This is a genomic window from Levilactobacillus sp. LN180102, from assembly GCF_050106635.1.
Taxonomy (GTDB): domain Bacteria; phylum Bacillota; class Bacilli; order Lactobacillales; family Lactobacillaceae; genus Levilactobacillus; species Levilactobacillus brevis.
Map to the genome: position 1 here is coordinate 1 of NZ_JBNIIX010000025.1, position 21,813 is coordinate 21,813.

A 21,813-nucleotide genomic window follows, 5' to 3' on the forward strand; every position below is an offset into this window, starting at 1 on the left:
CTTGAATATCCAGAAACTGGTTACACTGGTAGCCAACTCCAAGAGCAAAAGAATAGGACGAGAAAACAAAGATCGGTTTCTCGTCCTATTCCATTATAAAGAGACTAGTTATGTCACAGCCTCTTTGTAGATTAATACCAATGATGATTTTGCCAATATTTTTTGGCTTTTGTCCAAGACCCGTAGCGTCCCTTGACGTACGAATTAGCCACTTTTTCCTGATTGACTGGAGATAAGTTGCCATGTAGATAAGATTTTAGTAATTGATAACGACCATAACAGTTTCCGTTTACCGCACGATAACTGTAACTTGATTCGTGATAAGCAATCCAGTTCTTAGAGGCCATTTGTTTTTTAGATAAGGAAGCGTTAATTTTAGCGATTTGCTTCTTCTGACTAGCGGTCAGCTTAGTCGAAGCTTGGGCCGTTGTCGTTGTTTGGGGTAAGAGGTTCGTTGTGACATCGGTCACCATGCCGAAAGAAAACCCGAATACCAACAAAATGGATGCAATTTTAAGTTTCATTTTTGACATATATTTTTTAAACACTCTCTCTAATCGAATTTATCTGATATCTAGTAATATACGCGAGAAGTGTTGCAATCGTGTTAACGCGCAGTTACTTTGTAATTAAAAGCGCGTCACATTGATGAAATATGTTGATGGTTGGGCAATTATTTTAAAAAGTTTGTTGACAACCAGTCGGAAAGACCTATACTTGATAAGTCGTTTAGACGGGTTGAATGGAGGCAAAATATGTATGAACTGTTGGTATTAGGTTCGTTACTTTCGCGGGACATGTCTGGCTATAAACTTTGTCAGGTCTTGGGTAACGCTTTGGTTCCGCGACGAAAAATTTCTAATGGCGTCATGTATCCCTTGTTAAATAAACTAGCGGCTGCAGGAGATATTACGTTCGTGACGGATACCACGAATGCCCGCGGAAAGAAAGTGGCGCACTTAACGGCTACCGGTCGTGCGCACTTACATGACATGTTAGTGACACCAGTGACGACTGACGCTAAGCGAGAATCTTTATATCGGTTTAAATTTAAGGGGATGGCAACTGAACCGGTGGCTGTGCAAAGCCAAATTTTAAATGAATACAAAGAAGCGCTTTTAACCGATCTGCAAATTTATCAACAGGTTTATCTGCATTTGAAAGAAAAACTCGCAACGGCTTCGATGGATAGACACGCTTCACTAGACTGGAGCATCCGTACGTTAGAGCTTCAAATTGCGGAGAGTGAAACGAAAATTAAATGGAGCAATCGGCAGCTACAGGATTTACGACTAACTGATGCTCATGGAGGTAAAACGAATTATGACTAAGAGATATCGTCAATGGATAGGGCTGGTTGCCCTATCTTTAGGCGTCTTTATGGCTTTGCTGGATGTTACGATTGTCAATGTGGCATTACCAACAATGGTGCGAGATTTTAATGAATCGTTTAATAACGTGCAGTGGGTATTAAACGCCTACTCATTGGTATTGGGCGTAACTTTGCTAATTGTTTCTAAGATTGGTGATATGTATGGCTTGAAAAAAATCTTTGTGTTGTCACTAGGCCTTTTCGTATTAGCATCAGCCATCAACGGCCTTGCCCCTTCGTTATTAGTGTTGGATATTGGCCGCGGCGTGCAAGCGGTTGGCGGTGCCGGTATGAATTGCACTGGCAATGGCCTTGGTTGCGGTTAGCTTTAAAGGTGGTAAACGGGGAGTCGCCCTAGGGATTTTGGGATCAGTCATTGGCTTATCATCGGCGTCAGGTCCTTTAGTTGGGGGCTACTTAGTTGCCCAATTTGGCTGGCGGTCAATCTTTTACGTCAATATTCCAATTGGGATTGTGGCGATTATTCTGACACTCATTTATGTGGATGAAGTACCGGACATCAGTCGTAGCCAAAAGATTGATTTTGCCGGGATGTTCCTATCGGCCGCGAGCTTGTTTACGTTGATTTATGGATTGATTTTAAAGGAAAGTCATCCGCACTGGGGCTGGCTGAGTGGCCAGATGATTGGCTGGTTTGGCGCTGCTATTCTATTCTTCATCGTATTTATTGTGGTTGAGTCACGGATTAGTCAACCAATGATTAATCTAACGATGTTTAAAAATCCCCACTTTGTAGGAACCGTTATGGTTGCGCTGGCGTTGGGAGCCGGAATTTATTCATACAATACGTATCTCACGGCGCTTATGCAAAATTACATGGGATATTCTGCGCTAGGTGCCGGTGTTCGACAGTTAACGATTAGCATCTGGTCATTACTTCTGGGACCAATTACCGGCTATCTGGGAAATCGATATTCTAAGAAGTGGATGATCAGCGGTAGCCTATTTTTAGGTGGCATCGGATTTTTACTGTTAGCCAATGCAATGACGGTCAAAGTATCATTCATGGCCCTCTGGCCAGGAATGGTTTTAATGGGAATTACGAATGGACTTGTTAATCCGTTATTGAATAGTGCCGGGATGGAGGGCGTTGCCGTTCGCGAAATGGGAATGGCCTCCGGGTTAATCAATGTCTTTCGTCAAATCGGGGTCACGCTAGGTATTGTGTGCCTGGGGTTGGTCCAAAACAAGGTTTACGAAACTTATTTAACGCAGCACTTCAGTCGAGTCAATATGCCACATGCAGCTGCGAAGGCCATCCATCAAGCATTAGTGAATGCCGGTCCATTTTCTGGTCACAGCATTGCTTTTAGTTCGCGTTTGAGTCAGACGCCATTTGGACATGCGGTACAGCAGATTGTTTGGCAAGCATATGCCAATGGAACTCGCGCCGTTTCATTAGCTGCTGCCGGAATTGTAATTGCTGGTGGTTTATGTGCGGCATTCTTAATGCGTAATCGAAAAGCTCACTAAATCATAATGGCGTTTGAAGTCGTCAGGTATTGTCACATACCGTGATTTGTGATAATCTGACAGTAGTTGAATAGACAAAAACAAGAGAAATGGTCAATGTCCCATCTGGTCGGATGGCGTAGCGAACTAAGGATAGTGGGAGCTTAGTGTATCACCAATTGGGGATAACCCCGTTTCTGTTGCTGGCTGAAATTATTGAAGTAGGCTACGCCGTGACCGACACGTTATCAAACGGAGCGTATGATAGTACGTTATTAAAGTTGGTTTTGAATTTAAAACAATTTGGGTGGTACCGCGGAAAGATCTTTCGTCCCTGTTATAGGGATGATGGGTCTTTTTTTGGTGTTGCGGTGATTCATGGAAGGAGAAATAAGGTCATGGTAGACGTTTTAGTTAAAGATTTATTTAGCGATCGGCATTTTGCTGAAGATGAAGTGGTGACATTACACGGTTGGGTAAAGACGGTCCGTGGATCCAAGCGGGTTGGTTTCATCGAATTAAGTGATGGTTCGACGATTAAGCACGCACAAATCGTGATGCAAAGTGATCTCGAGAATTATGCGGAAATGGCGAAGTTACCTTTGAGTTCGACGATTAAAGTTGTTGGGACGGTGGTTTATACACCGGATGCCAAGCAACCGTTGGAAATTCATGCACAAGAAGTTGTATTAGAAGGGGCTTCAGATAACGATTATCCACTGCAAAAGAAAAAGCATTCTTACGAATACTTGCGGACGATGGCCCATTTGCGGCCACGGACGAACACATTCTATGCGGTTTTCCGGATTCGCTCGTTGGCAGCGTTCGCCATTCATCAATATTTACAAGAACATGGGTTTACGTACGTTAACACGCCCATTATTACCAGTAGCGATAGTGAAGGTGCTGGTGAAATGTTCCGGGTAACGACGTTAGACATGAACAACTTACCGAAGACTGAAGATGGCCGGGTGGATGATCACGAGGACTTCTTTAAAAAGGAAACGAATCTGACGGTTAGTGGGCAATTACCAGTTGAAGCATTTGCCTTAGCTTTACGGAACGTGTACACGTTTGGCCCAGCCTTCCGGGCAGAAAACTCGCATACATCTCGGCATGCCTCTGAATTTTGGATGATTGAACCAGAAATGGCTTTTGCTGACCTGCAGGACACTATCAATGAGGCTGAAGGCTTACTGAAGTATGTGGTCCAATACCTATTGGATCATGCGCAAGACGAGTTGGCTTTTCTAGACAGTGCTGTTGATGATGACTTGCTGAACCGTTTGCACCAGACTTGCGATGAAAAGTTTGCGCAAATCACTTACACACAAGCGATCGAAGAGTTGAAAAAAGCGCCAGTTGATTTTGACGTGCCCGTTTCATGGGGACTTGACTTACAAGCAGAACATGAACGTTATTTGTGTGAACAAGTGTATAAACGGCCAACCTTCCTGACGGATTATCCTAAGGAAATTAAGGCCTTTTATATGCGAGACAATGAAGACGGGAAGACGGTTGCGGCCGCTGACTTGTTGGTTCCCCGAATCGGTGAATTAATCGGTGGCAGTCAACGTGAAGAACGTCAGGCCCAATTAGCCCAGAAAATTAAGGACTATAACTTGCCGCCCGAAGAGTATCAATGGTACTTGGATCTACGTAAGTATGGTGAAACACCACATTCTGGCTATGGTATTGGTTTTGAACGGTTACTGATGTATGTGACTGGAATGGAAAACATTCGCGATGTGATTCCTTACCCACGGACACCGGGTAACGCTGAATTCTAAGACATTAGACGCATAGTCTTTAAATAAAATTTCGAAGACAACGTTAAACAATCAAAAAGGCAGGTTCAACGGAAAATACCGGTGAACCTGCCTTTTAATTTTCTTCAGTAATGCTCGTCGTCATGGCAGCCGTGATTTTACGGTAAACTAGGACGGTTCCTAGAAAGAAGCTAGCGGCTAAGGTAGCCGCAATCGGGAGATGGATGAACATGGTTGGTGGCAAGACGAGTGCCAAGAGCGGAAACGCATAGGCCGCTGGCAGTTTTAGGTTGAGCAGAGCCAGCAGCAGTAAAACGAGTGGCAAGCTGATCAAGGTTGCTAGGAGCCATGAGGTTACCAGTAAGTGTCCAACAACCCCAATGGTTGCTGCGCCACTGAGTGCGGCAATTTGTTTAAGTGCTAGTTTACCCGAGTAGGTTGGGCGCTGGAGGACTTCAAAGAAGACCACTAGTACCGGCGGAATTCCGGCCATTTGAGGCTGTCCCGCTAGACAAACACCGATAATCCAGACTGTGGCAACTGCCGCAAAGCCTAAAATATGTTGAAAATGAATCGGATCGCTGGCAATTGCGTGGCGATAGTGGCCCTGTCGTAAGACACCGATCATAAGAATTAGCGTAAACAAGAAAATGGCCCCGATAAATGACCAGTGGGTTGCATTAACAATAATTGGTAAAAGTCCGGTGGCAAAGGCCGGTGCTAAGGGAGAACGTAATTCACGCAAGAGCACGAGAATGCCCACTAAAGTTAGCGAAATTTTAATGGGGTAGTTAACCGGAAGCTGGTTGATTAAAAAGCCAATAACCGCCGTACCGGAAGGCGCTAAAAAAATTTTGTAAGGTTGATGGAGCCAGCGTGGGTTGTGATAAATCCACATACCAGCGGTTAATGCAGCAATTTCCGGCAAGATAATTTCTTGATCGTGCAAGAACATTGCTCCAGCGACCATCAGAAGGACTAAAGCGAAGCCGATCAGATAGTCACGACTGACGTGAGTCATAAACTTCATAAGTAACGAGGCGCCTCCTAAATATTATTCCGATGAAAACACAAGCATTTTTGATTGTAACATACCTGTCGATGAGATTCAGGTGAACTATTTTTTGCAGATTAACTAGTGATAAGCCGGGTGATCATTATGCGTAAATAGCCTGTTGGAGAATTATTCACAGGTGAGCGTAAAGGTTGCAATCGGAAATACTAATCGGTTATTATGATGTTAACGATAGGAATCAACTAATGCAAAAAGGAGGCGTTATCTTATGTTTGGATGGTTATGGTCATTAATCGTTGGTGCGATTATCGGTGCGGTGGCAGGTGCAATTACTAATCGCGGCGGTTCGATGGGCTGGATTGCCAATATCCTAGCCGGCTTGATTGGTTCTTGGTTAGGACAAGCACTATTAGGTTCTTGGGGTCCAACTTTAGCCGGGATGGCATTAGTCCCTTCAATCTTAGGGGCCATCATCTTAATCTTGATTGTTTCAGCAATCTTTGGTGTTCGCGGCAAGGCCAAATAAGGCGGTGATCCGATGCGACGAGGCAACAAAGGACTTTTGACGATTCTAGGACTGATTCTACTAGCCTTGGGCATCTTTCAGCTCGGCTGGTGGCTGCCGATTCCGGGACTTTCAGCGTGGAGTTTAGAAATGAGCTATACCCAAATGGCTTGGTTGAAATATGTTTTAGCCGGGGCCGTGATTATTACCGGAATCGTTGGTTTGGGATTAGTGGTTATCGGTATCTTCAAACCAATACGTGAGAAGCAATGGCAATTCACCAATCGGCTTGGTATGTTGGAAGTGCCACAGGCAGCGCTAGAAAAAGCGTTACGTCACCAACTGGTTGAACAGGTGGGCTTAGTTGACCCCCGAGTAACGGTGAAATTGTTACGCCACCGGCGTGCCCGAGTGACCGCCATCGCTCAGGTCAGTGCAACGGATCAGATTGATCCGCTGGCACAACAGGCTAGCCAAGTGATTGATGCTTATTTACAGCAACAATTAGATTTGACGGCCGTCAAACCGGTTGTCCGGTTATCACCAGTTGATCGGCAACGGCACGTGTCAGTCGTGTAAAGGAGGGAGTGGCATGAGTAATGGCGCATATGGCGCACTGTGGGGTCTTGTTTTGGGACTCGTATGGGTGTTCCAAAGCTTCCCCGCAATGTTGTTAGTTGCTGTGTTTGGCCTAGTGGGCTGGGGAATTGGTCGGTTTGTCCGCTTAGATCTTTCGGCCCTAGGTAAACGGATTGAACAACTTTTATCGAGATAATTAAAGGAGGGGTCTTATGACCACAGAAAAACCAACATTAACCACGAAGTTAACGTTTGAAGATGATGTGATCAAGAAGATTGCTGGACTGGCATCGCGCAATATTGATGGGGTCTTAGCATTAGAAGGTGGGATGATCAGTAATCTCACGAACCGATTCCGCAATGATTCTGATCCAACCCAAGGTGTTCAAGCCCAAGTCGGCGAACAACAAGCCGCTCTCGACATGACGATTACCGTTGAATATGGTAAGGATATGCGCCAGATTTTTAATCAACTCTGCCAACGGGTACAACAAGACATCGAGCGTTTCACTGGCTTAGAAGTTGTTGATATTAAAGTTCATATTAATGACGTCATGAGTAAGCAAGAATGGCAAGAGCAGGCAGCTGGTAAGCCTAATTCTACCGTTGACACTGACGACAAGGTCAAATAAAGGAGGCCCTCATGGACAAACAACCTGAAGCAACGCAAACAATTATTTTTGATGATATGGTGTTAGAAAAGATTGCGGGTAAGACGGCGAGCGAAGTCGATGGTGTGCTGAGTTTACAAGGCAACCTGATTGATAATTTATCGGATCGATTAACAGAGAGTGATCGACCGCAATCTGGCGTCGATATTGAACTGGATGACCAACAAAAGACCGTGGCCATTGAACTGGATGCCATCCTAGAATATGGGAAACGTGCCGAAGAAATTTTAACCAAAGTGACGAGTAAGATTACCAGTGCGGTGACCACCATGACTGGCTATCGAGTGACCGAGGTTAAGCTTCGGGTCAAAGATATGCTGACCAAAGACGAATGGCAGCAACGACAACAGTCATCTCGTAGTAAAAAGAAAAAGGACGACTAGTCACTAGCCAATAGCTAGCGCTGGTGCTCTACTAAATAAAGGACGCTTTCAGAATGTTGTCAGTTCTGAAAGCGTCCTTTTTATTTGATTACATGGTAGTCGGCCGAATAGGCTTATTCATCACACAAAGTTCGGGCCATCAATGCCGGATCAATGTGTATTGTGCCCCAAGTACAGATGGCATCTAAGATCGGAATTAGTGATTGGCCCATGGGTGTTAATGCATATTCGACATGGGGTTGAGCGGTATGAAAGTCGTGACGGGTAATCAACCCATCCGCTTGTAATTCACGTAATTGACTCGTGAGTGTTTTGTGTGAGACGGCTTGAATGTGATGTTGTAAGTCAGCGAATCGGCAATGGTCATCTTCGTCTAGTTCATAAAGAATCATGATCTTCCATTTGCCCTGAATCAGTTGCATGGTGGCGTCAAATTCATTTAAAAAGCGTGGTGCTATGAGTGGTTGCTTATCCATAAAGGGTCCTTTCGGGGGAAACGGTCAGTCGTAGTTACCCCAAAGTGCGTACTTGTTTTTAGTTCGCCTCCCATTATACTGAGAATTGTTGAGAAATACAGAGATTGTTATGAAAGATTTTTAGGAGGTACATTATGAAAAAATTAGTGGTGATCACGGGGGCTAGTTCTGGATTTGGCCAGGAGATTGCTAAAATCTTCAATGCTGACGGTTTCCCGATTTTATTACTGGGCCGGCGATTGGAGAAACTGACAGCCTTAGCGGAGACCTTTGACCACGCTATGGTTGCTGAGGTGGATGTGACTAATCAAGAACAGTTTGCGGCTGCTATTCATAAGGCAGAAGCGCAATATGGCCCGACCGATTTATTGGTGAATAATGCCGGGGTTATGTTACTGGGCAATGTTCAAAATCAAGATCCACAAGAATGGCAAACCATGCTAGATACTAACGTAATGGGTATTTTGAATGGCACCCAAATCGTCTTGGACGGCATGCGTGAGCGTCAACATGGGACGATTTTAAACATGTCTTCCTTGGCGGGGAAGAAGACATTTGTAAATCATGCAGCCTACGTTGCGTCTAAATTTGGCGTACATGGCTTATCTGAAACCTTACGTGAAGAAAATGCCGCACAAAATGTTCGGATCATGCTCGTCGCATCTGGGGCGGCCGAAACGGAACTGCTGACCCACGTTACGAGTGACACAGCCTTGAAGGATTATGAAGCGTGGAAGGCGACGATGGGTGGAATCACCTTAGATCCTAAGCATGTCGCTGAAACCGTTAAGTTCATGTATGACATGCCACAAGAGGTTAATATTCGTGAAGTAGATATTGCAGCGACTAAGCAGGATGCTTAGTCTGGTGGGATGGCGATTAGCGCCGTCCTTTTTTTATTATTGATGAACCTAGCCAGACCATCAAACCGAATTTAACCAGCCAAATGGCGAGGCCGATTCCAGCTACCCAAGTAAAAAAAGTAACGAAATTTAACGATAACAAGGACTACCTATACTAGGCGACCTTCCAAAACGATGCCCGCAAAGCCATAGCCAGCAATGTGCGGTAATCTTAGGGGCGTGAATCCTTGCAATTCATTCCAAGGCAAGCCGGAAATATTAATTAGAATCAAATTTCCAAAGGGATTCTGTGTGTGGGTAATGTGTGTTTAAGCTGTAGAATATCAATGCTCCGGTCAGTTGTTTGCCAAATACCATCCATCATGATTCCCCCTTTAAATGAATACTGGCAGTTTAGTGGATTTCGATGATTAGTGGCAACCAACATGTTGATGATGGCAGGCGAACTTTAGAATATTTTAAAAATATTACAATTAAAACGCTATTGACACATTGCTGTAATATAACTAAATTAAATGTAATCTTTGATTTAGGGGAGTGGATATTTTGAAAAAGACGCTAACAGTTTTGACCGCATTAGCCTTGATGGCACCATTGGCAATTGTTGCACCAGTTTCAGCGAAGACGACAACAGCAACGACCACGCAGGCAAGTGTTAAGAAACAAACGTATACGATTTTATCTTCAAGTTTTTATAAGACGGCGAAGACGTACCATACTAAGGACGCTAAGCCAGTTGTATACAAAGCCGTTATGGGTGCTGATCGGCCAACGATGACGTTAACAGCTAAGGGGAAGCTGAAGGCCGGGACAACTTACAAGGTTACCAAGCAAGTTAAGGTAAAGATCAACGCTAAGAAGAGTCAGAAGTACAGTTATGTTAAAGGCCAAGGCTGGGTTGTTTCTAGCAAGCTAACGGCTGGCAAGTTTAAAGCCGCTAGTGGGGTTAAGAAGACAGCAACCAAGTATACGATCGTCTCAGTGACGGCGCTTAAAAAAGCGAAGACGGTACATACCAAGGATGCCCGTCCAGTCGTATATAAAGCCGCAGTTGCCGCTGATCGGCCAACGATGACGTTAACGACGAACGGCAAACTGAAGGCCGCCACGACTTACAAAGTGACGAAGCAAGCTAAGCTGAAGAACGCTGCTAAGAAGACCGTAGCCTTTAGCTACGTATCCGGCCATGGCTGGGTGCTGCAACGTGATTTGACTAATGGCCAATTCATGAATGCTGATTAATTGGGGAATTAACCAGCATTGATATGGTCATTGAGATAGGGGGAGTGAAGCATCGGTCATCCGGGAGGTGATCGGTGCTTTTTTATTTTCGGCAAATAAGGGTATACTAGAAAGAAACGAATGGAATTTTCAGGAGGACTCATGATAGCACTTAAATCGCAACGGGAAATTGATGGCATGCAGGCAGCTGGCAATATTTTGGCAGGGCTGTTTCATGAATTAGCAACCTACATCAAACCAGGGATGACGACGTGGGACATTGATCATTTTAGTTACCAATATATTATTGATCATGATGCGACACCTGGTGAGCTAAACTTTGAAGGCTACAAGTATTCAACGTGTGTGAGTGTCAACGATATGGTGTGTCACGGTTGTCCCAGTAAGGATATCTTAATTCATGATGGTGACTTAATTAAGGTCGATACGGTCATCGATTATCATGGATATTTAAGCGATGCCTGCCATGCATTTGTTGCTGGCACGGCAAGTCCTGCCGTGCAGAAACTGATGGATGTGACCCTTAAAGCCTTGTATCTGGGGATTGATCAGGCTGTTGTCGGTAATCGAATTGGCGATATTGGGTTTGCCATTCAAGATTACGCCGAAAATCAAATGGGCTATGGGGTCGTTCGTGAATACATCGGTCATGGTATTGGACCCACGATGCATGAGGAACCAGATGTTCCCCACTATGGCAAGGCCGGACATGGTACGCGATTGAAAGCAGGCATGACGATTACAATCGAACCGATGATTAATATTGGTGATTGGCGTTGTGGCGATCCAGCGGATGATGGGTGGACGATTCGTACTTTAGATGGTAGTCTTAGCTGTCAATATGAGCACACGTTAGTGGTGACAGATGATGGGCCAAAGATTTTGACCTCAGTTGATCCGGTCATGGATGCACCGTATTTATTGAAATAGAGTTGATGAGCGGAGCTGCGGCTGCGCTTTTTATTCGATTTTAGAAAATGAAGCCGTCGTTCGTTTCCAAAGATTGTCTATGGTATAGTGGGTGTAAACGAATTCAAGGGAGCGAGTCGCGTGTACAAAATAATTACCAGTGATCTCGATGAAACACTGTTACGACAGGATGGGAGTATTTCATCGGCAAACGTCGCCGCCATTGCGGCAGCTTCTAAACGTGGGGTCAAGTTCGTGCCAAACACCGGGCGGAGTTTTCTATCCATTCAACCATTGTTAAAGACGTTAAACCTCTACCAACGACCAAACGAGTATGTCGTCTCGTATAATGGTGGTGTCGTTGTAGAAAATCAGGACAATCGTGTCATTGTCAGCAATGAAATGCCCTATGAAGAAGCGGCCAAGGCTTTTGCCATCATGAGCGAGTTTGATGTGGATATTCATATCTATACGCTGGATCATCTGTTCATTTATCGGCCACGAGCAGATGATCGCGCCTACCTGCAAACCCGTGGGGTGACCTTCACTGAGATGACAGGTGCATTTGACCAGTTTAGAAATGCGCAGATTATGAAAGTTATCGTTATGAATCCGGATGTGATGGTTCGGCAACAGGTTTATGCGGCAATCAAAGCCGCATTTACAGAAATTAATTGTACGTATTCATCGGGAATTTACATGGAAGTCAACCATGCCGGTGTGGATAAGGGGCGGGCGATCTTAGACCTGGGTGACAAGCTGGGAATTAAGGCTGATGAAATTATGGCAATTGGTGATAACGCGAATGATTTAGGCATGCTGACCAAGGTGGGATTACCCGTATCGGTAGCTAACGGCATTGATGACGTTAAGCAAGTGGCTAAGTTTGTAACGCCCCATGACTACGAGCGCGGGGTTGCTGATGCAATTGAAACCTTTATTTTATAAGTAGATACCAAGATGCCAGGACGGTTGCGTTCTGGCATTTTTGAGCGGTGGCTTAAACAGAGCTGGTGATTGACAAGTCCCCCGCCTTCCAGTAGGGTAAGGGAATACTTAAGCGAAAGGGGTGGATGAGCCTGTGAGAATCGAACAAATCATGGTGTGTGCCCCCGTAAATGGTGTCGGACGTTTTTCCGTAGAGTAAATTTTAAGGAGAAATATGATGAAAAGCGTCCAAAAGTCAGGTCCTTCTTTGGGACTGGTAATTGTTTTAGTGGGGTTTCCCCAAATTAGTGAGTCAATCTTTACACCGGTACTGCCACAGTTACAACATGTGTTGGCCGTGGGTGCCAATCAAATCCAACTGACCATGAGCACGTACTTTGTTGCGTTTGCCATTGGTGTCTTGGTTTGGGGTCAATTGGCCGATTACTGGGGCCGACGCCCAGCCATGTTGACTGGGATTGGCGTCTATTTAGTTGGCAATGTCGGCCTATTGGTTAGTACGCAGTTCACGACATTATTGATTTGGCGACTAGTTCAGGCCTTTGGCGCTAGTACAGGGTCGGTCGTCACCCAGACAATCATGCGCGAAAGTTTTACGGGTGTGAGGGGGGCCAAGGTCTTTGCCAAAACCAGTGCGGCTATGGCCTTGGCACCAGCTTTGGGGCCGTTAATCGGTGGGATCATGCAAACCATCAGCGGTTATCGAGGTGTTTTTGCAACGCTGGTGACGATGGCAATCGTCGTGGGATTACTCGCGCAAGCAGGTTTGCCGGAGACCCGTCAATTAACAACCCATGCCCCCATCGTTAAGCAACGCCTAGTGGTGCAGCGGTTATTGACGGACTCGGTTGTGTGGGGTTATGGTCTATTAATTGGGGGGATTAACGGCGCCTTGTTTAGTTACTACGCCGAAGCCCCATTTATTTTTATGACCCACTTTGGCTATTCGGCAGTGGCTTACGGCTGGTTGGGACTCGTGTTAGCTGCAGCGAGCTTATTAGGGGCCCTCATTGTCGGGCGACTACTGAATCGTTGGACGCCCGAACAGGTGACCGGCGGTGGACTTATTGTGAGTATGGTGATGAGTGCTGGCTTAGTGGGTGCTGCTGCACTGCATCAGGCTACCTTGATGATTATCGGCATTTTTTTAACCTTTTTTGGATTCAATATTACCTTGCCGAACGCCTTGAATCGCGCGTTAGTGGGCTACGAACAAGTGATGGGAAGCGCTAGTGGTTGGTTTAACCTAGGGTATTATCTTTTAGTCAGTACCGTAACGTACGGAATGAGTTGGTGGCACAATGGTGCTATCAACCGACTGCCGTTCTATCTTTTGGTGCTGAGTTTGGGGATGGGGTTGGCATTTTGGCGGTTAGTCAGACGACACCAGTAATCTGATATAACAAGAATTGGTTGATGAGTAGGGGTGAAGTCTTGTCTGCTCAACTACAGTCATGATAGACGCCAATTTCCGAGACTCAGGAACCACAGTATTTGGTAATAACCTAGTTAGGTTAACGATAACTGGTTAGTTGCAAATGACAAGCTAGAACGAAAAGAAACGTGTATGATAATGTCGTAAGCAACTCATGAATTGTAGAAAGGACTGGGTGCTAATGACGATGATTTACGATTTCCAAGAAACTGAAATGAGTGGTCAACCGCTCAATTTGGCAGACTATCGGGGAAAAGTCGTACTGATTGTGAATACGGCTAGTAAATGTGGACTGGCACCACAACTGGTGGGGCTAGAAGACTTGTATCAGCGATATCATAGTCAGGGTCTTGAAGTTTTGGGCTTGCCGTCCAACCAATTTCATCAGGAACTAGAATCGGATGAGGCAACCAGTGATTTTTGTCAGGTTCATTATGGGGTAACCTTTCCCATGACGAAAAAAATTCAAGTCAATGGGGCAGATGAAGATCCGTTATTCACGTACCTCAAGAAAACAGCGGGTCACGGTCGAATCAAATGGAACTTTACGAAGTTTCTTATTGGTCGTGACGGACAGCTCATTGCGCGGTACGCCCCCACGACCAAGCCAGAGAAAATTGAACCAGCGATTGTGACGGCGTTACAGCCCGATTAGAATAGGTGTATTAAAAAAGGATCTACCACGTGTTGAACGTGATAGGTCCTTTTTGGTAATAGTCGCTAATGCAATTTTTGAGTAGCAGTGGCCCCATACATTAATTTCTGAATGTGCGTCGTGATTTTGGCCATTCGAGGGAAGCCACTAAAGCCAGTCTGCCCGTGACCATGAGTCATGATCACAAGGACGTAACGCTGCCCGCTTGGCAAGGTGACAATTGCGGCATCGTTGTTGGTATCGCCGAGAAACCCAACTTTATCAGCAACGGTTGTGCCGGCCTTAGCGGCGCTGGCGCCCGCTGGAATTCCAGTCCGGTAAACCTGTTGTTTCATGAGAGACAGTAGCCACGACCGATCGTGGGCATGATTAAAGGGGGCTTGCGCACGATCTAAGCGGACCAAGAGTTTGGTTAGACTCGCGGCGGTTGTCATCGCTTCTTGATTGGCAATGAACATCGGTGTGTAATAATCTTGACTACCGATATAATTATCGATGCCAGCTAAGCCGTACGTATCTAAAATGCCCTCAGCAAAGTCATTTTCACTGTTCACAATCATCCGATGAAAGCCATCTTGGCTGGTCGTGTCCCACGTGTATTGGCCCTGATGATTGAGATGAAACAGATAGGCCGCAATGAATAGTTTATATGTACTAGCCGAAACAACGGGGGTATGGGCGTTGGCTGAAACTGCCAATTGACCGCGGCGGTAAAATTGACGGGCAAGCGGAGATTTGGCGGCTGAACTACCCGCAATTGGCCCTAAGTTGTAGAAACTCACGCTGGTCGTACCATCGGCGGTGAGGTGGGTTAAGTATTTTTTTAGGCGGGCTTTGAGATGGCGTTGTTGCTGCTTAATTTGGTGTGGCGTAGCTGCTTGATTGGCAGCAACCGTATCAGCTTGCGTCGGTCGTTGTTGATGGGCGTAGACACTGAACATACCAGTTAGCCCGAGAACAACAATAGCGGCTGCCATCACAACGACCCGGTATTTAAACAAAAGTTGGGGGATTTGGTGGGGTTTCATCGTGTCAGGACTCGCTTTACAAAAGAGTTTGTTGGTTAACTTAACACTTGACAGTATACGCCCAAATGAAGATGGCGTACATGAAAAATTACGGTGGACAGGTAACTAGCGACTTATCATCGGTCCAAATTAGTCGTTACTTCGGGTTGCGATACAAATGCATTCATGTTATAGTGTAATAGTAAAATATAACACTAGGGAGGTAGAACGGATGGAGTTTGATGATAAAGTTCCAATTTACTATCAGATTAAAACATATCTTTATCATGAAATGATAATCGGGCAGCTGGCACCAGGGGATAAATTGCCGGCTGTTCGCCAACTGGCAGTAGACTTGACGGTTAACGTCAATACAGTCCAGCGGGCACTCGGGGAAATGATCACGGAGGGGATTATTGAATCTAAACGGGGAAAGGGGAACTTCGTCACAATGGATGAGCAACGAATTACCCATTTAAAGGAGCAGTTAGTCATGGAACAGTTGGAGCGCGTTTATGAACAATTACACGCATTGAATTTAACCGATGAGGAAATCATCGCGAGTTTGAAGCGCTACATTGCACAGAGGGGGCAACAACATGACTAATGTATTGGCTATGGAACAAGTATCTTATAAGCGAAATTTAAAAACGATTTTACAAGGGGTCGATCTGACATTAGCGACGGGAAAAATTGTCGGATTATTGGGTGAAAACGGTGCTGGTAAAACGACCTTGATGCGCTTGATCACTGGAAGTGCCAAGGGGCAAGGGTCAATTGCGGTTTGTGGTGATACGGCTATGGTCCAGCACAAACGTCACGTGAGTTTTACGGAACAGTTGCGGGGATTTTCAGCTAACACCAAGGTAGAACGGGTTGTTAATTTCTATCGAACCGTCTATCCAGATTTTGATGGGCAGCGGTTTGAAGAACTGGTCACTTTCTTACAAATCGATACGACATTGAAGTTGTCGGCGCTGTCTAAAGGGATGAAGGAAAAGGTTATTATTGCGTTAACCCTGGCACGTCAGACACAGCTATACTTGTTGGATGAACCATTCAGTGGGATTGATAGCATAAGTCGGAAGAAGATCATCAGCAGTATTTTGAAATGGAAACCAACAGATGCCACGATGGTCATTAGTGATCACTACGTCTCAGAGATTGCACCAATTCTGGATGAAGTGGTGATCGTCAAGGATCAAACCATCTATGCCCATAAATTAAGTGACGAGATTCGGGAAGACTATGGTATTGGTATCGAGGCTTATTACGAGAGCCTATATGAGGGGGGCGTCAGTCATGACTAGTTTTGGATCATTATTTAAAGTATTGGGAATGCAACGTTTCCGGAAGATGAACGATGTGGCTGGTCTCAGTCTGGCTGCTATCTTCGTGTCCTTACTGTGGTCGTGGTTTACTACTGGAATTAGCAGTGGCCAAGTTTTTAGCGTCACGGAAAGTTGGTTAGGCTCGGCATCCATGGTAGTCTGGATCTTGCTAGCTATTGATAATGAACATGTCTATACGCGAGATACATTCCGATTAATCCCAGTCAGTGATATGAAGCTCTATCTGACCAACTTACTGGCTTCATTAAGTGCCTTTGTGTATTTCGGGCTAATTCATCTAGTTCTAATGGGAATTTCAGCGCGAATCGATCATAAATTTTTGATGGATTTGACACACGGTGTGGCAGATACTCCCGTACAGAAAGCTTTAATCACAATGGGTTTACTGATCATCTTAGTTTTAGTTTTGATGATTTTAATCTGGACGACCATTTCCTTTGCGCACTTAGTGGTGCGAACGACCGGGAGCTTCTTGCCGAATATTGGCCGGCGAATTGTTAATGCGATTCTATACCTGTTAATTATCTATCTAGTGGTGCGGGTATTAGTTTATCTCTTTGAACTGGTTTCGCACTTTGGTGTTTCTTTTCAGGGGGACTACAGTCCATTTATTTTCATGATTTCGATTTTCTTGGGATTAGCCATTGTTGAAGCAATCATTAATATTTTCTTACTTAAAAAATGGGGCGAAACTATCGCCAACTAAAAGTTGCAGTCAAAAATCTTGGCCATCAAAGTTGATGACCAAGTTTTTTGTCGGTCGTCGTATTACGAAATCAATAGAACCCATACGTAATTCTTACAGCATCTTTATTCGCTCTTTACACCTACTTGGTATGCTGAAATTATTCAGAAAGGGGATATAAGATATATGCGATTTCAGACAGTACTGACAACACTGGGGTGTGCTACGATTATGGCCACTGCGGTGACACCAGCCTACGCCGCAACCGCAAAAGATTCGCAACTTCAGCCGGCAATTTCACAAAAGGTTAATCGGCCCATTCACTTAGAGGGCGGGGAAAACATGCGTGATCTTGGTGGGTACCGAACCAAGTCCGGCCAACGGGTGAAAATGGGGAAGGTTTTACGGAGTGCCTCATTGGAGAACCTGACGGCAACCGATGTGCTCAACTTACAGGTCAACCATCAGCTCACCGAGATCGTTGATCTGCGAACAACAGAGCAAATCATGAAAAAGCCTGATCCGGTTATGGAAGGTGTCAAATACCTCCAGGCCTCGGTTCTAGGGACTCGCTCGAACTACGATGATGATGACCAAGGAATGTATGATGATATGGCCCATAAAGCAGCGGCCAAACGGAGTTATCGTAGTCTGCTGATTCAGATTGCTGAAAACAAGCGTGGGGCGTTACTATTCCATTGTTCACACGGCATGGATCGTACCGGGACTGCGGCGGCCATTTTATATAGTATCTTAGGTGTTAGCAAACGAGATATTCAACGAGATTATTTGTTGTCGAACACGCAATTAGGCGTAACTTGGGCCAAGCCAGCACTGCTGAATTCCTTTTACAAGCAAATTAATCAACAATACGGATCGATGGATAAGTATGTTAAACACGGACTGAAGCTGAGTCCGGCTCAGATAAAAGCCATTAAGACAAACCTGTTAACGAAAGCACCGCATTAAGCACAAATAGGTCTGCCTAACCAGTTAACTGGTTAGGCAGACCTATTTATTCATCTCAAACGGGATTAAAGAAGATAATATAAGCCACTAAGCCCGATAAAGACATAAATAATACGTTTAATAGTGGCGATGTTGAGTCGAGTAACGACGTGGCTAGCAATAACGGTGCCAGTAACGGCCCCCACCATCCCAATGAGAATTAACGGGATGTGTTGCATGGTAAGGATACCGTTAGCCACGCGGATACTGGTGATGTAAAACGTATCAATTAGAAAAAAAGTTTGGAGGTTAGCTAAGTATTCCGGCATTGAATGTGCTAGTGATAAAAAGTAGAGGGCCATTAAAGGGCCACCAATACCGAATAGACCATTAAAGAATCCGGAGACTATCATGAAGCAACCGGCGACATACCAAGGAAAGGGTTGCGTATTCCCGCGGTGATTAAGGGTGAAATAAAGTGATAAGCCGACGAGTAAGCCGCCCAGTAGCAGTCGTAATAAGTGGACATCGAGAACATGTCCCAGATGAACGGACCCTGTCGCCACACTGGCATAAATTAGAAATGGTAAAATAATTTGCCTGAACTTAATGGCATGATGGTAACGGTAAACCAGTGTTGAGACACTGCCCAACATCATGACCCCCGCTACCCCCGCGCTCTGGTCAATGGGTAAGATATTGGGCAAAAGAATCATCATCATAATGACCGCACCAAAGCCAGTTAGTCCTTGGACAGTGCCGCCCAATAGGCCGGCAAGGGCAACAATTAACCACGTCATGTGGTCGCCTCCTATGAATGAACAAATAAAAAAGCCCTCATCAATCCGAGATGAGGGCACTAGTTGATCCATAGGTTACATCTGGAATGTACAGAGCAACTAGGCAGGCGCAAACCTGCATAAATAAGCATACCTGTTTTGGGGCAGAATAGCCAGAGAAAAATAAAATCTAATTGATTTATCTGAGTCAATGGGGGAAAAGCTAGTTATTTTTTGAAAATAGTTAGCTTTTTAGTTAGCTTTTACTTGCAAAAACTAACTAATATGCTAATATAGTGACCATTAAGTATTCAAGGAGGACACACGCATGACAGAGTCAAGTCGAGATTTACTTAAAAGCTTTGGCAAATTATTGCAGAATCGGGCATTTTTAATGGCCGTCAGTCATCAACCTGGAATGGGTGAACATGGCGGGCCGGGTGGTGGCCGAGGACAAATGCGGTTATTACAGCTATTATCGCAATCGACTACGGGGTTGACCAATGCTGAAATTGCCGAGATTTTGGATATCCGGCCGAGCTCGGTGAGTGCCACAATTAGTCGTTTGGTTGACATGGGGCTAGCTGAACGCTTGCCTAATCCAACTGACAAGCGAGCAGTGATTGTGAAATTAAGTGATCGTGGAAAAGAGATGTTTGATCAGTACGACGAACGGGTCGATGACTGGTCGGATAAATTATTTGGTGACTTGTCGGCTGAGGAACAGGCACAATTAGAACACCTATTGACGAAATTAAACCACCATGTTGATGATGTGAACTGGCATGATATGATGCCAGATAATCGTCAGTGGCCACACCACGGCATGGGTGGCAGAGGGATGGGCTGGCCCCGTTTCTAAGTTTGAGTAGGTTGGAGGCAAAGAGAGATGGCACGAAGAATGGCAGCACCAGCGACCGCACAACAACGGCCGACTGGCAAGTTTGATTTTAAAGCATTTTTACGATTAATTCGGCAGACTAAACCTAAGTATTGGCAATTAGCAGTGGGCTTACTGTTGGGGATGTTGGCAACTGGCGCCCAACTGGCGGTGCCTAAGTTGGCCCAATCGTTAATCAACGGGGTTGGTCATGCCATGAATCAGTCGTTGTTGATTACAGTCATTGTTCTATTTGTGGCAAGTGCAGTGATTAGCGCTATTTCTGGTGCACTGCTGGGGTTCTTCGGGGAAAATGTTGTGGCACGTTTGCGTGAAACCTTGTGGCATAAATTGATTCGGTTGCGGGTTAGCTATTTTGATAATGTGAAGACCGGCGAAATGACTTCACGATTAGTGAATGATACGATGCAGATTAAAGACCTTTTGGCTAATTCATTTCCACAAATGGTCACGTCATTGCTCCAACTTCTAGGGGCGTTAGTGATTATGTTATTGATGGACTGGCGAATGACCTTAATTATGTTCATTGCGGTACCATTGGTCATGATTGTGATGTTTCCAATTATGCGACAATCTAGCAAGATCGGTCGTCAACGGCAAGATGCAATGGCCACCTTTAGTGGGGCAACCGATGAAACGCTGAGTGAAATTCGCTTAGTTAAGTCTTCTAATGCCGAAACCTATGAAAGTCAAAATGGGTCACAGCAAATCGAAACATTGTATCATATTGGGCTGAAAGAAGCTATTTATGATGCCATTGCGGGCCCCGTTATGACTGCTAGCATGTTAGCTGTGTTTGTGGGTGTTTTGGCTTACGCGGCAGTCCGGGTGTCTAACGGAACGATGTCGATTGGGACGATGTTTTCTTTTCTGATGTATTTGTTTCAGATCATTGGACCAGTCGGAACCTTAGGCCGTTTCTTCACGGATCTGTCAAAGGCTAATGGGTCTACGGAACGCGTACGCGATCTCTTGCAAGAACCTGAAGAGGCCCTGACTGCGGGACCCAACCAATCGGTTAATGATCAAACATTAGCGTTAGAGCATGTTGACTTTGCTTATGAAGATGATGGGCAACCAGTTTTGCATGACGTTAACTTTGAAGCCAAACCTAATACGGTCGTGGCTTTCGCCGGACCATCCGGTGGGGGAAAGTCAACCATTTTTGGAATGATTGAACGATACTATCAACCCCAGCATGGACGGGTGACGATTGGTGGTCAAGATGTGGCGACCCTTAATCTAAATGATTGGCGTTCACAGATAGGCTATGTTAGTCAGAATTCGGCTATTATGGCGGGGACAATTCGGCATAATTTAACCTATGGTGCCGAGAAGACCTATACTGATGACGAATTGTGGCATGTCCTTCAGTTGACCTCAGCAGATCAGTTTGTTCACCAGATGGCTGATGGGCTAGACACGCAAGTTGGCGAACGCGGAGTGAAGGTTAGTGGCGGTCAACGACAACGACTGGCGATTGCACGTGCGTTTCTTCGTGACCCACAGATTCTGTTGTTGGATGAAGCAACGGCTAGTTTGGACTCTGAATCGGAAGCTATGGTGCAACAAGCATTGACGAAATTGATGAAGGGACGAACGACCTTAATTATTGCTCATCGTCTCAGTACGATTGTGGATGCGGATAACATTTACTTTATTGAAAATGGTCATGTGAGTGGTCATGGGACACATCAAGAGTTGCTAAATAGCTTACCAATTTGGCTCTTTGTCAACGGGTGTTGATGGAGGATTTATGTGGAACTTCGTTCACTTGCGAACGGGGTTCCTTTTCTTTACTCTGATTTTAAATTCAATCTGAATACGAAAAACAAAGTTTTTCCAA

The 21,813-nt window shown here is 45.2% G+C and carries 24 protein-coding genes and 1 pseudogene; 20 read left to right on the plus strand and 5 right to left on the minus strand.

Annotation, left to right across the window (positions count from 1 at the left end; genetic code table 11):
* Nucleotides 1-131: 131 nt before the first annotated feature.
* The gene (locus ACP4IT_RS11645; protein ID WP_128491924.1) at nucleotides 132-533 is read right to left on the minus strand and encodes a transglycosylase; all 402 of its coding nucleotides are present in this window, start codon (nucleotides 531-533) and stop codon (nucleotides 132-134) included.
* A 222-nt stretch (nucleotides 534-755) separates the two neighbouring features.
* Between ACP4IT_RS11645 and ACP4IT_RS11650 the strand changes: the two genes are divergently transcribed.
* From ACP4IT_RS11650 to asnS, 3 genes and pseudogenes are all read left to right on the plus strand, one after another.
* Nucleotides 756-1,331 carry a helix-turn-helix transcriptional regulator gene (locus ACP4IT_RS11650; RefSeq protein WP_172757537.1) on the plus strand — a complete coding sequence of 192 codons (576 nt, stop codon included), beginning with the start codon at nucleotides 756-758 and terminating at the stop codon, nucleotides 1,329-1,331.
* Nucleotides 1,306-2,866: pseudogene (locus ACP4IT_RS11655) on the plus strand (DHA2 family efflux MFS transporter permease subunit). The gene ACP4IT_RS11650 and the pseudogene ACP4IT_RS11655 overlap by 26 nt, the downstream one beginning before the upstream one ends.
* A gap of 377 nt (nucleotides 2,867-3,243) precedes the next feature.
* On the plus strand, nucleotides 3,244-4,635 hold the full coding sequence (gene asnS / locus ACP4IT_RS11660; RefSeq protein WP_114684588.1) for an asparagine--tRNA ligase: 1,392 nt from the start codon (nucleotides 3,244-3,246) through the stop codon (nucleotides 4,633-4,635).
* Between the two features lie 94 nt (nucleotides 4,636-4,729).
* Here the strand turns inward: asnS and ACP4IT_RS11665 are convergent, their stop codons facing one another.
* Entirely contained in the window at nucleotides 4,730-5,644 is a 915-nt protein-coding gene (locus tag ACP4IT_RS11665) for a hypothetical protein (RefSeq protein WP_087609601.1), read from the minus strand.
* Between the two features lie 253 nt (nucleotides 5,645-5,897).
* On the opposite strand from ACP4IT_RS11665, the gene ACP4IT_RS11670 reads away from it, so the two are divergent.
* Genes ACP4IT_RS11670 through ACP4IT_RS11690 form a run of 5 tightly spaced genes read left to right on the plus strand, consistent with a single transcriptional unit; the run spans nucleotide 5,898 to nucleotide 7,767 of the window.
* Nucleotides 5,898-6,155, plus strand: coding sequence for a GlsB/YeaQ/YmgE family stress response membrane protein (locus ACP4IT_RS11670; RefSeq protein WP_011668693.1), 258 nt, complete (start codon nucleotides 5,898-5,900; stop codon nucleotides 6,153-6,155).
* Nucleotides 6,156-6,167: 12 nt separating this feature from the next.
* Nucleotides 6,168-6,713, plus strand: a complete 546-nt coding sequence (gene amaP, locus ACP4IT_RS11675) for an alkaline shock response membrane anchor protein AmaP (RefSeq protein ID WP_011668692.1) — start codon at nucleotides 6,168-6,170, stop codon at nucleotides 6,711-6,713.
* Nucleotides 6,714-6,726: 13 nt separating this feature from the next.
* Entirely contained in the window at nucleotides 6,727-6,909 is a 183-nt protein-coding gene (locus ACP4IT_RS11680) for a hypothetical protein (protein WP_011668691.1), read from the plus strand.
* Nucleotides 6,910-6,925: 16 nt separating this feature from the next.
* Complete coding sequence (locus tag ACP4IT_RS11685; RefSeq protein WP_011668690.1) at nucleotides 6,926-7,345, plus strand: Asp23/Gls24 family envelope stress response protein; 420 nt, start codon at nucleotides 6,926-6,928, stop codon at nucleotides 7,343-7,345.
* Nucleotides 7,346-7,356: 11 nt separating this feature from the next.
* Entirely contained in the window at nucleotides 7,357-7,767 is a 411-nt protein-coding gene (locus ACP4IT_RS11690) for an Asp23/Gls24 family envelope stress response protein (protein ID WP_021741921.1), read from the plus strand.
* Nucleotides 7,768-7,880: 113 nt separating this feature from the next.
* Here ACP4IT_RS11690 and ACP4IT_RS11695 read toward each other — a convergent pair whose 3' ends face one another.
* On the minus strand, nucleotides 7,881-8,243 hold the full coding sequence (locus ACP4IT_RS11695; protein WP_011668688.1) for a winged helix-turn-helix transcriptional regulator: 363 nt from the start codon (nucleotides 8,241-8,243) through the stop codon (nucleotides 7,881-7,883).
* 134 nt (nucleotides 8,244-8,377) lie between these two features.
* On the opposite strand from ACP4IT_RS11695, the gene ACP4IT_RS11700 reads away from it, so the two are divergent.
* The 6 genes from ACP4IT_RS11700 to ACP4IT_RS11725 all read left to right on the plus strand — a co-directional run bounded on the left by ACP4IT_RS11700 (nucleotide 8,378) and on the right by ACP4IT_RS11725 (nucleotide 14,295).
* Complete coding sequence (locus ACP4IT_RS11700; protein ID WP_426855784.1) at nucleotides 8,378-9,106, plus strand: SDR family oxidoreductase; 729 nt, start codon at nucleotides 8,378-8,380, stop codon at nucleotides 9,104-9,106.
* A 537-nt stretch (nucleotides 9,107-9,643) separates the two neighbouring features.
* Complete coding sequence (locus ACP4IT_RS11705; RefSeq protein ID WP_225350046.1) at nucleotides 9,644-10,348, plus strand: hypothetical protein; 705 nt, start codon at nucleotides 9,644-9,646, stop codon at nucleotides 10,346-10,348.
* Between the two features lie 141 nt (nucleotides 10,349-10,489).
* Nucleotides 10,490-11,278 (plus strand): type I methionyl aminopeptidase, encoded by a 789-nt coding sequence (gene map, locus ACP4IT_RS11710; RefSeq protein ID WP_011668685.1) that lies wholly within the window; start codon nucleotides 10,490-10,492, stop codon nucleotides 11,276-11,278.
* A gap of 120 nt (nucleotides 11,279-11,398) precedes the next feature.
* Entirely contained in the window at nucleotides 11,399-12,205 is an 807-nt protein-coding gene (locus ACP4IT_RS11715; RefSeq protein WP_011668684.1) for a Cof-type HAD-IIB family hydrolase, read from the plus strand.
* Between the two features lie 217 nt (nucleotides 12,206-12,422).
* Nucleotides 12,423-13,598 carry a multidrug effflux MFS transporter gene (locus ACP4IT_RS11720; RefSeq protein WP_172757539.1) on the plus strand — a complete coding sequence of 392 codons (1,176 nt, stop codon included), beginning with the start codon at nucleotides 12,423-12,425 and terminating at the stop codon, nucleotides 13,596-13,598.
* A gap of 223 nt (nucleotides 13,599-13,821) precedes the next feature.
* Nucleotides 13,822-14,295: a glutathione peroxidase gene (locus ACP4IT_RS11725; protein WP_011668681.1), complete on the plus strand. Its 474-nt coding sequence runs from the start codon at nucleotides 13,822-13,824 to the stop codon at nucleotides 14,293-14,295.
* A gap of 65 nt (nucleotides 14,296-14,360) precedes the next feature.
* Here the strand turns inward: ACP4IT_RS11725 and ACP4IT_RS11730 are convergent, their stop codons facing one another.
* Nucleotides 14,361-15,323 carry a serine hydrolase gene (locus tag ACP4IT_RS11730; RefSeq protein WP_011668680.1) on the minus strand — a complete coding sequence of 321 codons (963 nt, stop codon included), beginning with the start codon at nucleotides 15,321-15,323 and terminating at the stop codon, nucleotides 14,361-14,363.
* A 211-nt stretch (nucleotides 15,324-15,534) separates the two neighbouring features.
* Here ACP4IT_RS11730 and ACP4IT_RS11735 point away from each other — a divergent pair, with 211 nt between their 5' ends.
* The 4 genes from ACP4IT_RS11735 to ACP4IT_RS11750 all read left to right on the plus strand — a co-directional run bounded on the left by ACP4IT_RS11735 (nucleotide 15,535) and on the right by ACP4IT_RS11750 (nucleotide 18,308).
* Nucleotides 15,535-15,909, plus strand: coding sequence for a GntR family transcriptional regulator (locus ACP4IT_RS11735; protein WP_011668679.1), 375 nt, complete (start codon nucleotides 15,535-15,537; stop codon nucleotides 15,907-15,909).
* Entirely contained in the window at nucleotides 15,902-16,612 is a 711-nt protein-coding gene (locus ACP4IT_RS11740) for an ABC transporter ATP-binding protein (protein ID WP_011668678.1), read from the plus strand. The genes ACP4IT_RS11735 and ACP4IT_RS11740 overlap by 8 nt, the downstream gene beginning before the upstream one ends.
* Entirely contained in the window at nucleotides 16,605-17,360 is a 756-nt protein-coding gene (locus ACP4IT_RS11745) for a hypothetical protein (RefSeq protein ID WP_011668677.1), read from the plus strand. The genes ACP4IT_RS11740 and ACP4IT_RS11745 overlap by 8 nt, the downstream gene beginning before the upstream one ends.
* A gap of 165 nt (nucleotides 17,361-17,525) precedes the next feature.
* Nucleotides 17,526-18,308 (plus strand): tyrosine-protein phosphatase, encoded by a 783-nt coding sequence (locus ACP4IT_RS11750; protein WP_011668676.1) that lies wholly within the window; start codon nucleotides 17,526-17,528, stop codon nucleotides 18,306-18,308.
* 65 nt (nucleotides 18,309-18,373) lie between these two features.
* On the opposite strand, the gene ACP4IT_RS11755 is transcribed toward ACP4IT_RS11750, so the two are convergent.
* Nucleotides 18,374-19,087 carry a sulfite exporter TauE/SafE family protein gene (locus ACP4IT_RS11755; protein ID WP_011668675.1) on the minus strand — a complete coding sequence of 238 codons (714 nt, stop codon included), beginning with the start codon at nucleotides 19,085-19,087 and terminating at the stop codon, nucleotides 18,374-18,376.
* 307 nt (nucleotides 19,088-19,394) lie between these two features.
* Here ACP4IT_RS11755 and ACP4IT_RS11760 point away from each other — a divergent pair, with 307 nt between their 5' ends.
* Together ACP4IT_RS11760 and ACP4IT_RS11765 are read left to right on the plus strand one after the other, a co-directional pair.
* Nucleotides 19,395-19,928, plus strand: coding sequence for a MarR family winged helix-turn-helix transcriptional regulator (locus ACP4IT_RS11760; RefSeq protein ID WP_011668674.1), 534 nt, complete (start codon nucleotides 19,395-19,397; stop codon nucleotides 19,926-19,928).
* Between the two features lie 27 nt (nucleotides 19,929-19,955).
* Nucleotides 19,956-21,713: an ABC transporter ATP-binding protein gene (locus ACP4IT_RS11765; RefSeq protein WP_426855788.1), complete on the plus strand. Its 1,758-nt coding sequence runs from the start codon at nucleotides 19,956-19,958 to the stop codon at nucleotides 21,711-21,713.
* Nucleotides 21,714-21,813: the final 100 nt, after the last annotated feature.

Excerpts from the sequence above, each read along its gene's own strand:
- ACP4IT_RS11645 (WP_128491924.1), bottom strand. The coding sequence starts at position 533 with ATGTCAAAAATGAAACTTAAAATTGCATCCATTTTGTTGGTATTCGGG.
- ACP4IT_RS11650 (WP_172757537.1), top strand. The coding sequence starts at position 756 with ATGTATGAACTGTTGGTATTAGGTTCGTTACTTTCGCGGGACATGTCT.
- asnS (WP_114684588.1), top strand. The coding sequence starts at position 3,244 with ATGGTAGACGTTTTAGTTAAAGATTTATTTAGCGATCGGCATTTTGCT.
- ACP4IT_RS11665 (WP_087609601.1), bottom strand. The coding sequence starts at position 5,644 with ATGAAGTTTATGACTCACGTCAGTCGTGACTATCTGATCGGCTTCGCT.
- ACP4IT_RS11670 (WP_011668693.1), top strand. The coding sequence starts at position 5,898 with ATGTTTGGATGGTTATGGTCATTAATCGTTGGTGCGATTATCGGTGCG.
- amaP (WP_011668692.1), top strand. The coding sequence starts at position 6,168 with ATGCGACGAGGCAACAAAGGACTTTTGACGATTCTAGGACTGATTCTA.
- ACP4IT_RS11680 (WP_011668691.1), top strand. The coding sequence starts at position 6,727 with ATGAGTAATGGCGCATATGGCGCACTGTGGGGTCTTGTTTTGGGACTC.
- ACP4IT_RS11685 (WP_011668690.1), top strand. The coding sequence starts at position 6,926 with ATGACCACAGAAAAACCAACATTAACCACGAAGTTAACGTTTGAAGAT.
- ACP4IT_RS11690 (WP_021741921.1), top strand. The coding sequence starts at position 7,357 with ATGGACAAACAACCTGAAGCAACGCAAACAATTATTTTTGATGATATG.
- ACP4IT_RS11695 (WP_011668688.1), bottom strand. The coding sequence starts at position 8,243 with ATGGATAAGCAACCACTCATAGCACCACGCTTTTTAAATGAATTTGAC.
- ACP4IT_RS11700 (WP_426855784.1), top strand. The coding sequence starts at position 8,378 with ATGAAAAAATTAGTGGTGATCACGGGGGCTAGTTCTGGATTTGGCCAG.
- map (WP_011668685.1), top strand. The coding sequence starts at position 10,490 with ATGATAGCACTTAAATCGCAACGGGAAATTGATGGCATGCAGGCAGCT.
- ACP4IT_RS11720 (WP_172757539.1), top strand. The coding sequence starts at position 12,423 with ATGAAAAGCGTCCAAAAGTCAGGTCCTTCTTTGGGACTGGTAATTGTT.
- ACP4IT_RS11725 (WP_011668681.1), top strand. The coding sequence starts at position 13,822 with ATGACGATGATTTACGATTTCCAAGAAACTGAAATGAGTGGTCAACCG.
- ACP4IT_RS11730 (WP_011668680.1), bottom strand. The coding sequence starts at position 15,323 with ATGAAACCCCACCAAATCCCCCAACTTTTGTTTAAATACCGGGTCGTT.
- ACP4IT_RS11735 (WP_011668679.1), top strand. The coding sequence starts at position 15,535 with ATGGAGTTTGATGATAAAGTTCCAATTTACTATCAGATTAAAACATAT.
- ACP4IT_RS11740 (WP_011668678.1), top strand. The coding sequence starts at position 15,902 with ATGACTAATGTATTGGCTATGGAACAAGTATCTTATAAGCGAAATTTA.
- ACP4IT_RS11745 (WP_011668677.1), top strand. The coding sequence starts at position 16,605 with ATGACTAGTTTTGGATCATTATTTAAAGTATTGGGAATGCAACGTTTC.
- ACP4IT_RS11750 (WP_011668676.1), top strand. The coding sequence starts at position 17,526 with ATGCGATTTCAGACAGTACTGACAACACTGGGGTGTGCTACGATTATG.
- ACP4IT_RS11755 (WP_011668675.1), bottom strand. The coding sequence starts at position 19,087 with ATGACGTGGTTAATTGTTGCCCTTGCCGGCCTATTGGGCGGCACTGTC.
- ACP4IT_RS11760 (WP_011668674.1), top strand. The coding sequence starts at position 19,395 with ATGACAGAGTCAAGTCGAGATTTACTTAAAAGCTTTGGCAAATTATTG.
- ACP4IT_RS11765 (WP_426855788.1), top strand. The coding sequence starts at position 19,956 with ATGGCACGAAGAATGGCAGCACCAGCGACCGCACAACAACGGCCGACT.